Raw genomic sequence first — 13,914 nt, 5'->3', positions numbered from 1 at the left:
GACGAGCGAAGCGAGGCTGCGATCTTTCCCCAGGCAATTGAGTCTGGAGCGAAAGATCAAAAGATCAAAAGATCGCAGGCTTCGCCAGCTCCTACGACTATCCTGCTGTCCATTGGATTATCGATCAGCACAACAGGAGAAAGGCATGAGGACGCTGGAATTGGCGGGGGTGTCCGTACCGGTCATTGGCCAGGGCACCTGGCGCATGGGTGAGGAACCGTCTGATCACAAGAAAGAAGTGGCCGCCCTGCGGTTGGGAATCGAATTGGGCATGACCCTGATCGACACGGCGGAGATGTATGCCGAAGGCGGTGCCGAAACCGTCGTTGGCGAAGCGATCACCGGCCTGCGCGACCAGGTTTTCCTGGTGAGCAAGGTCTATCCCCACAACGCCAGTCGCAAAGGTATTCCCCTGGCCTGTGAACGCAGTTTGCGCCGGCTCGACACCGATTACATCGACCTTTATCTGCTGCACTGGCGCGGGCAGTACCCGCTGGCCGAAACAGTCGAAGCCTTCGAGCGTCTGCGCGAAGAAGGCAAGATCGGCCGTTGGGGCGTGTCGAACTTCGATGTGGCGGACCTTGAAGAGCTGGCCGCGCCGGCCTGCGCGACCAACCAGGTGCTGTACAACCTGCAGGAGCGCGGCATCGAATTCGACCTACTGCCCTGGTGCCAGCGCCAGTCCATGCCCGTCATGGCTTACTGCCCGGTCGGCCAGGGCGGGCAGCTGCTCAAGGATCACACCCTGGGACAGATCGCCGAACGCCATCGCGCCACACCGGCGCAGATCGCACTGGCCTGGCTGCTGCGCCAGGACAATGTGATTGCCATTCCCAAGGCCGTGAAGCCTGAGCATGTGCGTTTGAATGCCGAAGCGGCCAACCTCAAGCTGGAACCGCAGGACCTGGCCGCCCTCGACCTGATATTTCCCCAGCCCCAGGGCAAGCAGCGCTTGGCGATGGTCTAACCCCCATCCAAAGATTCACGCTGATCTGTGGCGACGGAGTTTATCTGTGGGAGCAAGGCTTGCCCGCGATGAAGACGACACGGTGTCCTGGGAAAACGGGGCGCCCGCATCGCGGGCAAGCCTTGCTCCCACAGGGGATAAAACCCTGACCACGGGCTTGGTCTGAATACTGGAGAACCTCAGAACAACCCCATCTGCCCGCCCACCAACGTCGAAAAATCATCATCCACAAACGGCAGGATCGCATCCGCCACTGGCTGTAGCTGTTTGCTCACGTAGTGGTCGTAATCGATTGACGCGCTGCGGATTTCCAACGGTTCGGGGCCGGCGACGGTGATGACGTAGCTGATCCAGCCACCATTCTGGTATTGCCGCGGGCGGCCCTGGCGCTGGTTGAACTCATCGGCCAACCGCGCCGCCCGCACATGGGGTGGGACGTTGCGCTCATAGTCTTCCAGCGGCCGGCGCAGACGCTTGCGGTAGACCAACCGTTCATCGAACGCACCGGACAGGGTCTGCTGCACATAATCGCGCACATAATCCTGATAGGGCTTGCGGTGGAAGATCCGCCCGTACAGCTCCTGCTGGAATTGCCGGGCCAGCGGCGACCAGTCGGTGCGCACGGTTTCCAGGCCTTTGTAGACAATTTCGTCGCTCCCATCGGCACGTGTCACCAGCCCGGCGTAGCGTTTCTTGCTGCCCTCCTCGGCGCCGCGGATGGTCGGCATCAGAAAACGCTTGAAATGCGTTTCGAACTGCAGCTCCAGCGCACTTTCCAGCCCGAACTCATCACGCACCTGCCCACGCCACCATTGGTTGACGTGCGCCACCAACTCGCGACCGATCCTGGCCGCTTCCTCCTGGCCATGGGCCCGGCGCAGCCAGACGAACGTGGAATCGGTATCGCCATAGATCACCACATGCCCCTGGGCTTCGATCAACTGGCGGGTGTGCTGCATGATCTGGTGACCACGCAGGGTGATGGACGAGGCCAGGCGCGTGTCGAAGAAACGGCAGCCACTGGAACCGAGCACGCCATAAAAGGCGTTCATGATGATTTTCAACGCTTGGGACAGCGGCGCATTGTGCTCGCGCTTGGCGATCTCCCGGCCTTCGGAGATCCGCGCCACGATGGCCGGCAGGCAATGTCGAGTACGGGAGAAGCGCGCCCCGCGAAAGCCTGGCACCGACTCCTGGTCATCCGGGTGGCGCAGCCCTTCGATCAAGCCCACCGGATCAATCAGGAAGGTGCGGATGATCGATGGATACAGGCTCTTGTAGTCCAGCACCAGCACCGACTCGTAGAGCCCCGGCTGGGAATCCATGACAAACCCACCCGGGCTGGCCTCGGGCGGGCGCTGGCCCAGGTTGGGCGCAACAAACCCTTGGCGATGCATCAGCGGCATGTACAGGTGCGTGAAGGCCGCCACCGAACCCCCGCTGCGGTCCGCCGGCAGGCCGGTGACGCTGGCCCGTTCCAAGAGAAACGTGAGCAGTTCGGTCTTGGCGAAGATCCGCGTCACCAGTTCACAGTCCTTGAGGTTGTAGCGGGCCAGGGCCGGCTTGTCCTCGGCGAACATGCGATTGATCTCGTCCATGCGCTGGTACGGGTTATCGATGGACTTGCCCTCCCCCAAGAGCGTCTGGGCAACGTTTTCCAGGCTGAACGAGGGGAAACTCCAGGTCGCCGAACGCAACGACTCGATACCGTCGATGATCAACCGGCCAGCGGCCGAGGCGAAGAAGTGATTCTTGCGCGCGCCGTGCTCGCGCCATTGCATCTCTTCGCCACCACGCCCCAGGCGCAACGGCACGGCCAGGCGCCGGGCGTGTTCATGCAGCACCCGCAGGTCGAACTGCACCAGGTTCCAACCAATGATCGCGTCAGGGTCGAAATGGGCGAGCCAGTCGTTGAGTTTTTTCAGCAAGACCGTGCGCGATTCGCAGTATTCCAGCTGGAAATCCACGCCGGTATCGTCGCCATTGGGCGGCCCGAGCATGTAGACCTGGCGCTCGCCGCAGCCCTCCAGGGCGATGGAATACAATTCGCCCTGGGCGGTGGTTTCGATGTCCAGGGACACCAGGCGCAACGGTGGACGGTATTCGGGCGCCGGTTTCATCAGGGCATCGACCAGCAAGCCATCGGCGGCCGGCGTACCGCCAAACCAGACCGGGGCGGTGATGAAACGCTCCATCAGGTAGCGCTCCGGCGGCCGGATGTCCGCTTCGAACACCTCCACACCGGCGCGGCGCAAGGTGCTGTCCAGGCGCATCAGTTGGGCATGTTGCTGGCAATACAGCCCCAGCACCGGACGATGCTCGAAATCCAGCAGGTCCAGGGGGCGTAGTTCTACCTCCTTCTCCCCTTGCAGCAAGGCTTCGAGCTGGCCGCGCTGGATCTGCGGCACAAAGGCCACCGACGTTTGCACGGGCAGGCGCACGCGCCGGGGACCGGCGTCGGTCGCCAGCCAGAACTCGACTTCGGTGCCGGCCGGGGTATCGCGCCAATGCCGGGTCAGGACGAAGCCCTGCTGTAAATCCACCGCTGCAACCTCGAATTCTACGTAAGCGACGATTCTACCCTGTGGCGAGGGGATTTATTCCCTTGTGGGGGCAAGGCTTTTGTGGGAGCAAGGCTTGCCCGCGATGCGGTTCAACTGCTAGACCGCGTCATCGTTCATCGCGAGCAAGCTTTGCTCCCACAGGATTGCTCCCACAGAGAGACGCCCCTCGCCACAAAGGTGGATGACATCACATCGAAGGAGAATTTCCGGGCAATGACGCTTTTGGACGACTGGCCGCCGCTTTACCGCTTGCTCTGCGCCGTTGGGTCTACGATGCTTTAACCACCAGCAAAAACAACACCTGAGGCTCCCCCATGAAAACCGTCGCGCAGTTGCTCCGGATAAAAGACGAGAAGAACCAGCAAGTGCACACCATCTCACCGGACGACATGGTATTGCAGGCCCTGATGCGCATGGCCGAGAAGAACGTCGGTGCCTTGCTGGTGGTGAAGAACGACGAAGTGCTGGGGATCATCAGCGAGCGCGACTATGCCCGCAAAATGGTCTTGCGCGGACGCTCATCGGTGGGCACGAAGGTCAGTGACATCATGGTCTCCCCCGTGATCACCATCGACCCGCACCAGAACGTCGAGACCTGCCTGAGCATCATGACCGAAAAACACCTGCGGCATTTGCCAGTGGTAGAGGACGGCAAACTGGTCGGCCTGCTGTCCATCGGTGACCTGGTCAAGGAAGCCATCGCCGAACAGGCCGATCTGATCAGACAACTGGAGCAATACATTCGCGGGGAATGATCCATTCGGTCGGGTTGCTCATTCCCAAGGCACTTCTATATTGAAGGGGTTGTTCCTGCGAGCATCCCGATGGCCGACACCGACCGATTGATCATTTGTGAACATTGCGATGCGGTGTACGAACCGGCGATGCTCGCTGCGCACCAGAAAGCCTCGTGCGTGCGCTGCCACGCGGTGATCCAGCGCCACAACGGCCTGACCATCGAGCAGCGCCTGGCCTTGAGCGTGACGGCGGCGGTGCTGTGGGCCTTCGCCAACATCTACCCGATCATGAGCATCCGCCTCCAGGGCCTGAGCAACAGCGCGACGTTATGGGATTCCATCGTGGCGCTGAGCCAGGGGCCGATCACCTTCATCGCCCTGGTGACGGCGGTGGCAATCATTATCGCGCCGGCCTTCCAACTGGCGCTCCTGATCTGGGTGCTGGGCCATGCCTACCTCCAGCAGCGGGCGCCGGGGTTCAACCTGTGCATGCGCAGCCTGGAAACCCTGCGCCCCTGGAGCATGCTGGAAGTGTGCCTGCTGGGCGCGCTGGTGGCGGTGATCAAGCTCGCCGGCCTGCTGGACGTGCTCCCGGGCATCGGCCTGTTCGCCCTGGCGGCCTTGAGCCTGCTGATGATCCGCATTGCCGGGCGCGATGTTCGCGACCTGTGGGACAGCCTGTGAACGGCCAGCCGCTGGACACCCCGCCAGAGGCCCGCGACCTGGACCTGTGCCTGTGCCACAGCTGCGGCCTGGCCTGCGACATGACCAACGAACCCGAGACCTGCCCCCGCTGCGACGCCGCCCTGCATCGACGCAAACCCGACGCCATCACCCGCACCTGGGCCTACATGCTGGCCGCGCTGGTGTTCTACATCCCGGCCAACCTGCTGCCGGTCATGAATACCCAGATGCTCGGCGAAGGCGCCGACAGCACCATCATCAGCGGTGTCATCGAGTTCTGGCAAAGCGGCGCCTGGGACATCGCCCTGATTATCTTCATCGCCAGCATCGCGGTGCCCGGCATCAAGTTCGTGGTGCTGACCCTGCTGCTGGTGACCGCACAACGGCGCAGCACCTGGGCCCAGGTTCAGCGGGCGAAGCTGTACCGGCTGGTGGAAGTCATCGGCTACTGGTCGATGCTCGATGTGCTGGTGGTGGCCCTGGTGGCAGCCCTGGTCAAGTTCCAGGCATTGAGCGACATCGAACCACGACCGGGCATCCTGTTCTTCGGCCTCGTGGTGCTGTTCACCATGCTGTCGGCCATGAGCTTCGACCCCCGGCTGATCTGGGATACCCAACCATCCGAGGAGGTTATGGATGAAGTCGCAAGCCACTGACGGGCAACACCCCGCACCCGGCCGCGCCCACGTCACCACCCGCCGCTGGACGGTGTCGCTGGTATGGATCGTGCCGATCATTGCGGTGCTGGTGGGCATTTCCCTGGTGGTCCACAACTGGCTGCAGGAAGGCCCGACCATCACCATCACCTTCAAGACCGGCCAGGGCCTGACCGCCAACAAGACCCAGGTGAAATATCGCAACGTGGTCATCGGCCAGGTCACCGACGTGCAACTGAGCCACGACCAGAAGAACGTCACCGCCACGGTCAAGCTCGCCAAGACAGCCGACACCTTCACGCACGAAGACTCGGTGTTCTGGGTGGTTCGGCCGCGCATCGGGGCCGGCGGTATCTCGGGGATCGACACCTTGCTGTCCGGGGATTTCATCGGGGCCGACGCCGGCCAGTCGAAAGTGCGCGCCAAGTCCTTCACCGGCCTGGAGAACCCGCCCCCCATCACCTATGGCGAACCGGGCAAGCGCTTCACCCTGCACTCCCAGGACCTCGGCTCGCTGGACATCGGCTCGCCGGTGTACCTGCGCAAGATCCCGGTGGGCCAAGTGGTGTCCTACGCCCTGGACGCCGAGGGCAAAGGCGTCAACATCGACGTGTTCGTCAACGCGCCCAATGATGTGTACGTCACCGAAAACACCCGGTTCTGGAACGTCAGCGGCGTGGACGTGAACGTCGGTGCCAACGGTTTCGCGGTCAAGACCGAATCGCTCTCGGCCCTGCTGCTGGGCGGCATCGCGTTTCGGGCGCCGGAGTACAGCCCCAACGACGTCCCCGCCAGCGAGGACAAGACCTACGAACTGTTTGCCGACCAGCAGAGCGCCCTCGCCCCGCCCGATGGCAAGGCGCAATACCTGGCCCTGCGGTTCGACCAGGCCCTGCGCGGCTTGCGCGTCGGTGCGCCGGTGGAGTTCCTGGGGGTGGAAGTTGGCAGGGTGGTGGCCATCAATCTGGATTTCGATGAGAAACAGCGCAGTTTTCCGGTCAACGTCGGCGTGGTGATCTACCCACAGCGCCTGGGCAAGGCCCATGAGAAACTGCTCAAGGCACTCAATCACGACCCGGAGGACGAAGCCGCCTCTGCCCGCCTGATGGGCAGCTTTGTCGATCGGGGGCTGCGTGCCCAGGCCCGCAGCGGCAACCTGCTGACCGGGCAGTTGTACATCTCGCTGGATTTCTACCCCAAGGCGGAAAAAGTCGCCTTCGACCCCACCGCCCGGCCTGTGCGCATACCGACCATTCCCGGTAGCCTCCAACAATTGCAGGAACAATTGCAGGCGATGGTCGAGCGAATCAACAAACTGCCGCTGGAAAGCGTCGCCAGCAACCTGAATGGCAACCTGGTGGAGCTGCGCAAAGGCCTGGCCCAATTCAATAGCAAGACGCTGCCAAGTGTGCAAAACACCTTGCAGGACGTCAGCAAAACCCTGCAATCGGCCAACTCGACCCTGGCCGAAGATTCACCGCAGCGCGAACAACTGACCCAGACCCTGGACGACCTGGGGCGCATGTCGCGCTCGCTGCGCGAGCTGTCGGACTACCTGAGCCGCCATCCCGAATCGCTGCTTCGCGGCCGTCCCAAGGACGCACCGGCGCAGAACCTCACATTGCCGGTGAAAGAATGATCACAGGAGCGCGCGCCATGCCACTCACGCTGAAACTCACCCTGGTTGCCGTGGCGTTGCTGCTCGGCGCCTGTCGCAGCGATCCGATCCACTACCACACCTTGAGCCCCGCTCAGCCGGCGGGCCTGTCGCGCTCCGGCGTGGACATCCAGATCGAACAGGTGAGCGTTCCGCCCCAGGTGGATCGCACCCAGATGGTCATTCGCCAGGGCAACAGCGGGTTGGCGATCCTGGAAACCGAATGGTGGGGCGCCAGCCTGGCCGACGAACTGCACAGCAGCCTGGACGAACAACTGAGCAACCCCGGCGCGCCGAAGTCATTGCTGCGGGTAGACGTGCAACGCTTTGACTCGATCCCTGGCCGCTATGCCCGCATGGATGTGCAATGGCGCCTGCGCAGCCTGGGCGGCGACGCTCGCCCCCTCACGTGCCGCAGCAGCCTGCAGACACCGGCGGGAACCAACATCGACGACCTGGTGACGGCGCACCAGCAGAATGTCCGGCAATTTGTCGACCTGGTTGAGCAGGCGGCTGCACGCAAAGCCTGTCCTTGACCCTGTAGGAGCTGCCGAAGGCTGCGATCTTTTGATCTTTTGATCTTTCGCTTGAGACTCAAGCGTCAGGGGAAAGATCGCAGCCTCGCTTCGCTCGGCAGCTCCTACAAAGGCCAATGCAGCGACAGCACCGGCGCCACGCGTGGATGGCGGTCGATGCGTTCCAACAATTCGTAGAACGCCGGACGGGCGCTCAGCATCGCCTCCCGCGTGTTTCTCCACTTCGTGATCACGGCCGCCAGGATATCCAGCGCCCCCGGTTCCTCACCGCCTAGAAAAGCTCGGGTCGAGAACTGGTCGGCAAACAACGCCCAGTTGCGATACAGCCGTTGCTGCGTGCCGGATACCAAGCGCTGCCGAGTCGCTTCATCCGCGTCGTCCAGCCAGCGCTCCGGAAAATCGATAATGCCGATGGGCGTGTAGCAATTGGCCGCGATGTAGACCAAGCCCCGTATGGCTTGCGCACGCAGGGCCGGGTCTTGCGGGAGCAGCTTCGATGCGGGGAAGGTCAACCCGAGGTGAATCAGGATCGCCGCCGCTTCGGTCAGCACCGAGCCGTCCGGTAACTGCAGGGTCGGCACCTGCTTCAGAGGATTGAGTGCCTCGAGCGCTTTCGCCGCATCGTTGTCTTGCGTCGAATAGGCATCGACCCGCCGATAAGCCACCTCACAAAGACACAGGGCAACCTCCACCGCCGAAGAGCCGGATTGCCTGCAACCGAATAACTGATACATGAACCTACCTCCTGCATAAGGGTTAGCCGGTAGAACCCCCGAGTCCATCCGTGTTCCATCAAGCTGACCGGTAGCGGGCCAACGAGCTATCACTGCCGTCGATGTTCACCATCATGCCAATGAAGTTCTCTTGATGATCGCCCGGGACAACAATGGCCCCACACAAACCACTGCACCCCGGAGCACACCATCATGAAACGCCAAATCATCCTCAGCCTCGCTTTCTCCGTACTGGCCGCCAACGTATTTGCCGCCTCGTCCCAACCCGTCGTCGCCGAAGGCGGTTCTGATCGCCTGATCGAAAACCGCGTCGCTGAAGGCGGTGCCGATCGCCTGCTGGAACGTCGTGTCGCTGAAGGTGGCTCCGATCGCCTGATCGAAAACCGCGTCGCTGAAGGCGGTGCCGATCGCCTGCTGGAACGTCGTGTCGCTGAAGGTGGCTCCGATCGCCTGATCGAAAACCGCGTCGCTGAAGGCGGTGCCGATCGCCTGCTGGAACGTCGTGTCGCTGAAGGTGGCTCTGATCGCCTGATGGAAAACCGCGTCGCTGAAGGCGGTGCCGATCGCCTGCTGGAACGTCGTGTCGCTGAAGGTGGCTCCGATCGCCTGATCGAAAACCACGCATGAATTGCTTGAACGCAACAAATGATCGGCAACACACCTCGTGGCGAGGGAGCTTGCTCCCGCTCGGGCGCGCAGCGGCCGCAACAATCACCAGGCCGCTGCGCAGTCCACCCGATACACCGCTTAAGACTGATCCCGCACCAAACCCATCCCCCTAAAAGCCCGGCCTCATCCACCGGGCTTTTTCATGCCCCAAAGCCTGGCTAACGCCCCGACGCCCGCTTCATGCATCGCTGATAACGCTCATCCACCCGCTTGGCAAACCACGCCGTGGTCAGCTTGCGCGTGATCTTCGGGCTCTTGAGCACGATTCCCGGCAATACCGCCCGAGGCAACGCCTTGCCCTCGGCCTTGTCAGCCAGTTCGAACACACGCTTGTAGAGCTTGCTGTCCTCGAACGCCAGGCTGTCGCCCAGCTCCAATTGATTGCGAATGGTCGGGTTGCGCATTTCCAACGACTTGCCCAACGTGCGCACAGCCAGTTCCGTGCTGCCTGGCATGATTGAATCATGGGCAATCAGATCACCGTCCAGCGCCAGGAAAATGCCCGACGCCACACTCACCGCATGCTGGAAAGCCGCGTTGCGGCTGGCGTACCACCCCGCATTGAAATCGGCAAAACGATACAACGGCTCGGTGTAGCTCACCGGATAGCCCAACAAATGCGCGATACCGAAATACATCCCGCCACGACGACTGAACACTTCGCGACGAATCGAGCCATCCACCGTGTAGGGATAATTGCGCGCATTAGCCTGTGCAAACGCGATACTGACCTGCATCGGCCCACCGGTATGCACCGGATTGAAACCGCCGAACAGTGTCTTGCCCAACGGCACCATGCCGATGAAATCATCGAAGATCCCACTCAGCTCTTTTTCACTACGCGCCGCGTTGAGCCGATCGCTGTAGCTTTTACCGTTGGGCGAGCGCACCTGAAGTGCACCACTGACCAGCAGCTCCGGAATGTGCACCTTCGCCGCACGACGGTTGATCTCTTGACGAGCGATCTTGCCCAGCCCCGGCACCGGTGGGTCAGACTGGAACGTCGATTCCTGTTCGGTCACCGCCAGGACAGCACAGATGTTCTGCGTCGTAGAGGGAATCTGCTGGGCCGCAAAGGCCACGTAGATGTCAGTCGCCCAGCCTTCGCGATCCACAGTCTTGGCCGGCAACAACTGTACGATCTGCTTCTTGACCTCAGCGGGCGAACGCTCAGGCTCCTGCGCCTGACGGCTACCGCAACCAGCCAAAGCCAGCAGCGCAGCAAGGCTGATCATCAATCGGTTGAATTGCATGGTGCTCCATCGAGTTCGTTATTCCGGAGCAACCATACGATCAAAAGTGGATGCGGGCTATGCCCAATGTGGGAGCGAGCTTGCTCGCGATGAATGGTGGTGAAGATGGATCTCACACCCAACCCCGGGAGCAGCGCTGGATCAGATCCCGCTCAGCGCCAGGTCCATGGCAAAGTAGGTGAAGATCAGGTCTGCCCCCGCCCGCTTGATTGCGCCAAGGCTCTCGCGTACCACGCGGGCTTCGTCGATGGCGCCAGCCTGGGCGGCGAACTTGATCATCGCGTATTCGCCACTGACCTGATAAGCCGACAGCGGCAGGTTCGAAGCCTGGCGAATGTCGCGGATGATATCGAGGTAGGCACCGGCCGGCTTGACCATCAGCGCATCGGCACCTTCCTGTTCATCGAGCAAGGACTCGCGCAGTGCTTCGCGGCGGTTCATCGGGTTCATCTGGTAGCTCTTGCGGTCACCTTTCAACGCGCTGCCACCGGCCTCGCGGAACGGGCCATAGAGCGCCGAAGCAAACTTGGTGGAATAGGCCATGATTGCCGTCTGGCTGAAACCGGCTTCATCCAGGGCCCGGCGAATCGCCTGGACCTGCCCGTCCATGGCCGCCGATGGCGCGATCACATCAGCACCGGCGCGGGCCGCCGCTACGGCTTGCTTGCCCAGGTTGACCAGGGTCCGGTCGTTGTCCACTTCATCGCCGTGGAGCACACCGCAATGACCATGATCGGTGTATTCACAGAAGCAGGTGTCGGACATCACGATCATTTCCGGCACCGCGTCCTTGCAGATCCCGGCCATGCGTGACACCAGGCCGCGCTCGCTCCAGGTGTCGCTGCCATCGTTGTCCAGGTGGTGGGACACACCAAAGGTCATCACCGACTTGATGCCGGCACGGGCGTAGCGCTCGATCTCACCGGCCAGCTTCGACTCAGGGATGCGTACCACGCCCGGCATGCTCTTGATCGGCACAAAATCATTGATTTCCTCTTCGACGAAAATCGGCAGCACCAGATCGTTCAAGGTGAACTCGGTTTCCTGGAACAGGCTGCGCAGGCTTGCATTGCGACGCAGACGGCGTGGACGTGCTTCGGGGAACTGACTGGACATGGGACTCCTGGGCAGAAATGGGTGCTCGATCATAAGGAGCAAAGCTTATGCCCTGGCCGGCCAGGGCACAAACGTCGACTGGAAAACAGCGTGTTACCGGCCGGGCAATCATCTACTCACAAGGTCAGCGAGTCATTGATGCACGTCACCCGGCATTCAGGCTGCCGGTGGCTTGTAATCGAATCGGTGAGTCGTCGGGTGACTCATTCCGGAATCTTCAACCCACGCGCTACAGCCGGTCGAGCCAGGAAACGCTCCAGCACCCGCGTCACATTGGGGAAGTTCTGGATCCCGACCAAATCACCGGCCTCGTAAAAGCCGATCAAGTTGCGCACCCAGGGGAACGTGGCGATATCAGCGATGGTGTAGCGCTCGCCCATGATCCAGTCGCGCCCTTGCAGACGCCCATCGAGCACCTTGAGCAGGCGCTTGCTTTCCTCGACGTAGCGATCGCGCGGCCGCTTGTCCTCGTAGTCCTTGCCGGCGAACTTGTTGAAGAACCCCAACTGCCCGAACATCGGCCCGATCCCGCCCATCTGGAACATCAGCCACTGGATCGTCTCGTAGCGCGCCGCCGACTCCTGGGCCAGCAGTTGCCCGCTCTTGTCCGCCAGATAAATCAGGATCGCCCCCGACTCGAACAACGCCAACGGCTGGTCGCCCGGCCCATGGGGATCGAGAATCGCCGGGATCTTGTTGTTGGGGTTCAGGGAAAGGAACTCGGGCGACAGTTGGTCGTTGCTGCCAAAGTCCACTTTGTGGGGCTCGTATGGCAGGCCGATCTCTTCCAGCATGATCGAGACCTTCACACCGTTGGGGGTGGGCAGGGAGTAGAGCTGAATCCACTCCGGGTACTGGGCAGGCCATTTCTCGGTGATGGGGAATGGGGTCAGGTTGGGCATGAGGTGGATTCCAAGTGCTATTTAGAAAGCTGGAGCATAAATCAGATGACTGAGCTTTTGGATCCGGGATCATGCTGGCTACACATGGCTATTCAAAAAGCCGAAAGGGAAGGAGAACAGGTGAAAGTCCCTACCGGGTGCGAATTAAGCTGCCTGACCGCGGGTTAAAAATACGCGTCGCCAACGCCTGCGAATTTTTTGCATCAAAACGGCCTATCGTTGGTTGAATTGCTAGGTCCGTGGCTCTGAGGGCGAGCCACGGCCTATGGGATCATCCTTTGGAGTAAATCAGAAGCGGAGAAAGCTGATCCTCTTCAGTCAGAGCCCCGTGATGCCCTTTCCATGACATTTGGTTTTTTTCCGTAAGGCTCTGTACGATGCCACCCCGTCCTGTCGGATATACAATCAGATCTCCCAAACGCTGTTCAAAGGAGACTCTCACAGTCCCCCCGAACAAACCCTCGTTAACCGCTTGGCTGCGAGAGAGCACCATGAAATCGTCACCGAGCTTGTTCTTCCAGCGCTCCAATGCAGCACACGTTTTTCCAGCCTCTGTGTAAATGTGCCGGGCACGAATATCACCCGCAATCCACGCCACGCCCTCTTGAAGACCAGCGTCGGTATCAAAGTCGAAAATGGCTTCGGACGAAAGGGTTGTCATGCCGTGGTCGGCAGCGACTAGTAGTTTTGTTCCTCGAGCAAGCGCGCTGGCCGTTGAGGAAATCAGAGTGTCCACCTGCCGCAGGCTATCGAGCCAGGCTTCTGAGTTCGTGCCATAGACATGACCCGCGTAATCCAACTCACCCAGATAAACGTAAATCAACCGTCGCGATGATTTTTTAAGCGCCCCCCTGATTTTAAAACCACAGTGCCAATAGTCCATATAGGGAGTAATTGTGGCTCCTTTATAAATAGCTTTACTGTAACGGGAGTTAGCTATTTTTAACGGGAGTATACATTCTATGTTCAGACCCAGTTCGCTGGCAGTTTCCCAAGCAGTCTTTTCGATTGCAAAAATCGGCGGATCAACGGAATGAGTGCCGCTTGTTTGATTACGACAAAAACCGCCCATTTGCCATGACAATGGGGAAAATGCGGTCCGATTATTCAACGCAAAGCGGCTCCCAACTATACCGTGCTGGCCGCTTCCTTGCCCGAGAGCAAAGGAAGCCAAACTGGTCGCGGTAGTGGCAGGAAATCCGACTCCGAAAGACTGACCTGTGCAAAGCAGTGTTTTCAGGAATGGTGCATGGGACTGATGCTCGTCGAGCAATAGCTGCCCCAATCCATCAACGATGAAAATGACCAGTCCATTTGTAGGCTGGAGGTCGAATCCAGAGTCAAATGAGGGAACACCCAAGCTCGCCAAAATGGCATGTGACAGTTGAGTCAGTCCGGACTTCGGAGCGTGACTCGCGTTTTGAGTCGAGATCTTCATG

Annotated in this window: 13 protein-coding genes; 7 read left to right on the top strand and 6 right to left on the bottom strand. The window is 60.7% G+C overall.

Going from position 1 to position 13,914, the window contains the following annotated elements:
• Window positions 1-145 precede the first annotated feature (145 nt).
• The gene (locus AD662_RS10605) at window positions 146-967 is read left to right on the top strand and encodes an aldo/keto reductase (protein WP_018611426.1); all 822 of its coding nucleotides are present in this window, start codon (window positions 146-148) and stop codon (window positions 965-967) included.
• Window positions 968-1,146: 179 nt separating this feature from the next.
• Here AD662_RS10605 and AD662_RS10600 read toward each other — a convergent pair whose 3' ends face one another.
• Window positions 1,147-3,510, bottom strand: a complete 2,364-nt coding sequence (locus tag AD662_RS10600) for a DNA polymerase II (RefSeq protein WP_053187054.1) — start codon at window positions 3,508-3,510, stop codon at window positions 1,147-1,149.
• A 335-nt stretch (window positions 3,511-3,845) separates the two neighbouring features.
• Between AD662_RS10600 and AD662_RS10590 the strand changes: the two genes are divergently transcribed.
• From AD662_RS10590 to AD662_RS10570, 5 genes are all read left to right on the top strand, one after another.
• Window positions 3,846-4,286, top strand: coding sequence for a CBS domain-containing protein (locus tag AD662_RS10590; protein WP_018611433.1), 441 nt, complete (start codon window positions 3,846-3,848; stop codon window positions 4,284-4,286).
• 69 nt (window positions 4,287-4,355) lie between these two features.
• A complete protein-coding gene (locus AD662_RS10585) occupies window positions 4,356-4,952 on the top strand; it encodes a paraquat-inducible protein A (RefSeq protein ID WP_053187051.1) in 597 nt (198 codons plus the stop codon).
• An 11-nt stretch (window positions 4,953-4,963) separates the two neighbouring features.
• A complete protein-coding gene (locus AD662_RS10580) occupies window positions 4,964-5,608 on the top strand; it encodes a paraquat-inducible protein A (RefSeq protein WP_033062822.1) in 645 nt (214 codons plus the stop codon).
• Window positions 5,589-7,247, top strand: a complete 1,659-nt coding sequence (locus AD662_RS10575; RefSeq protein ID WP_018611439.1) for a PqiB family protein — start codon at window positions 5,589-5,591, stop codon at window positions 7,245-7,247. The genes AD662_RS10580 and AD662_RS10575 overlap by 20 nt, the downstream gene beginning before the upstream one ends.
• Window positions 7,248-7,264: 17 nt before the next feature.
• Window positions 7,265-7,801: a PqiC family protein gene (locus tag AD662_RS10570; RefSeq protein ID WP_018611445.1), complete on the top strand. Its 537-nt coding sequence runs from the start codon at window positions 7,265-7,267 to the stop codon at window positions 7,799-7,801.
• A gap of 104 nt (window positions 7,802-7,905) precedes the next feature.
• Here the strand turns inward: AD662_RS10570 and AD662_RS10565 are convergent, their stop codons facing one another.
• Entirely contained in the window at window positions 7,906-8,535 is a 630-nt protein-coding gene (locus AD662_RS10565) for a glutathione S-transferase family protein (protein ID WP_018611447.1), read from the bottom strand.
• 192 nt (window positions 8,536-8,727) lie between these two features.
• On the opposite strand from AD662_RS10565, the gene AD662_RS10560 reads away from it, so the two are divergent.
• Window positions 8,728-9,162, top strand: a complete 435-nt coding sequence (locus tag AD662_RS10560; RefSeq protein ID WP_053187048.1) for a hypothetical protein — start codon at window positions 8,728-8,730, stop codon at window positions 9,160-9,162.
• A gap of 200 nt (window positions 9,163-9,362) precedes the next feature.
• Here the strand turns inward: AD662_RS10560 and AD662_RS10555 are convergent, their stop codons facing one another.
• The 4 genes from AD662_RS10555 to AD662_RS28420 all read right to left on the bottom strand — a co-directional run bounded on the left by AD662_RS10555 (window position 9,363) and on the right by AD662_RS28420 (window position 13,913).
• Window positions 9,363-10,457 carry a DUF1615 domain-containing protein gene (locus tag AD662_RS10555; RefSeq protein ID WP_053187046.1) on the bottom strand — a complete coding sequence of 365 codons (1,095 nt, stop codon included), beginning with the start codon at window positions 10,455-10,457 and terminating at the stop codon, window positions 9,363-9,365.
• Window positions 10,458-10,598: 141 nt separating this feature from the next.
• On the bottom strand, window positions 10,599-11,573 hold the full coding sequence (gene hemB / locus AD662_RS10550) for a porphobilinogen synthase (RefSeq protein WP_018611454.1): 975 nt from the start codon (window positions 11,571-11,573) through the stop codon (window positions 10,599-10,601).
• Between the two features lie 203 nt (window positions 11,574-11,776).
• Window positions 11,777-12,475, bottom strand: coding sequence for a glutathione binding-like protein (locus tag AD662_RS10545; RefSeq protein ID WP_018611456.1), 699 nt, complete (start codon window positions 12,473-12,475; stop codon window positions 11,777-11,779).
• Between the two features lie 271 nt (window positions 12,476-12,746).
• Entirely contained in the window at window positions 12,747-13,913 is a 1,167-nt protein-coding gene (locus tag AD662_RS28420; protein ID WP_074849632.1) for an alkaline phosphatase family protein, read from the bottom strand.
• Window position 13,914 lies beyond the last annotated feature (1 nt).

Origin of the sequence: Pseudomonas kilonensis (genome assembly GCF_001269885.1) — a bacterium.
GTDB classification, from domain to species: domain Bacteria; phylum Pseudomonadota; class Gammaproteobacteria; order Pseudomonadales; family Pseudomonadaceae; genus Aquipseudomonas; species Aquipseudomonas kilonensis.
This window is presented reverse-complemented; position numbering and strand designations above follow the sequence as displayed.

Bases quoted from the DNA above. Each gene is read 5' to 3' on its own strand.
- AD662_RS28420 (WP_074849632.1), bottom strand. From the start codon at position 13,913: ATGAAGATCTCGACTCAAAACGCGAGTCACGCTCCGAAGTCCGGACTG.
- AD662_RS10570 (WP_018611445.1), top strand. From the start codon at position 7,265: ATGCCACTCACGCTGAAACTCACCCTGGTTGCCGTGGCGTTGCTGCTC.
- AD662_RS10575 (WP_018611439.1), top strand. From the start codon at position 5,589: ATGAAGTCGCAAGCCACTGACGGGCAACACCCCGCACCCGGCCGCGCC.
- hemB (WP_018611454.1), bottom strand. From the start codon at position 11,573: ATGTCCAGTCAGTTCCCCGAAGCACGTCCACGCCGTCTGCGTCGCAAT.
- AD662_RS10555 (WP_053187046.1), bottom strand. From the start codon at position 10,457: ATGCAATTCAACCGATTGATGATCAGCCTTGCTGCGCTGCTGGCTTTG.
- AD662_RS10560 (WP_053187048.1), top strand. From the start codon at position 8,728: ATGAAACGCCAAATCATCCTCAGCCTCGCTTTCTCCGTACTGGCCGCC.
- AD662_RS10590 (WP_018611433.1), top strand. From the start codon at position 3,846: ATGAAAACCGTCGCGCAGTTGCTCCGGATAAAAGACGAGAAGAACCAG.
- AD662_RS10585 (WP_053187051.1), top strand. From the start codon at position 4,356: ATGGCCGACACCGACCGATTGATCATTTGTGAACATTGCGATGCGGTG.
- AD662_RS10545 (WP_018611456.1), bottom strand. From the start codon at position 12,475: ATGCCCAACCTGACCCCATTCCCCATCACCGAGAAATGGCCTGCCCAG.
- AD662_RS10565 (WP_018611447.1), bottom strand. From the start codon at position 8,535: ATGTATCAGTTATTCGGTTGCAGGCAATCCGGCTCTTCGGCGGTGGAG.
- AD662_RS10605 (WP_018611426.1), top strand. From the start codon at position 146: ATGAGGACGCTGGAATTGGCGGGGGTGTCCGTACCGGTCATTGGCCAG.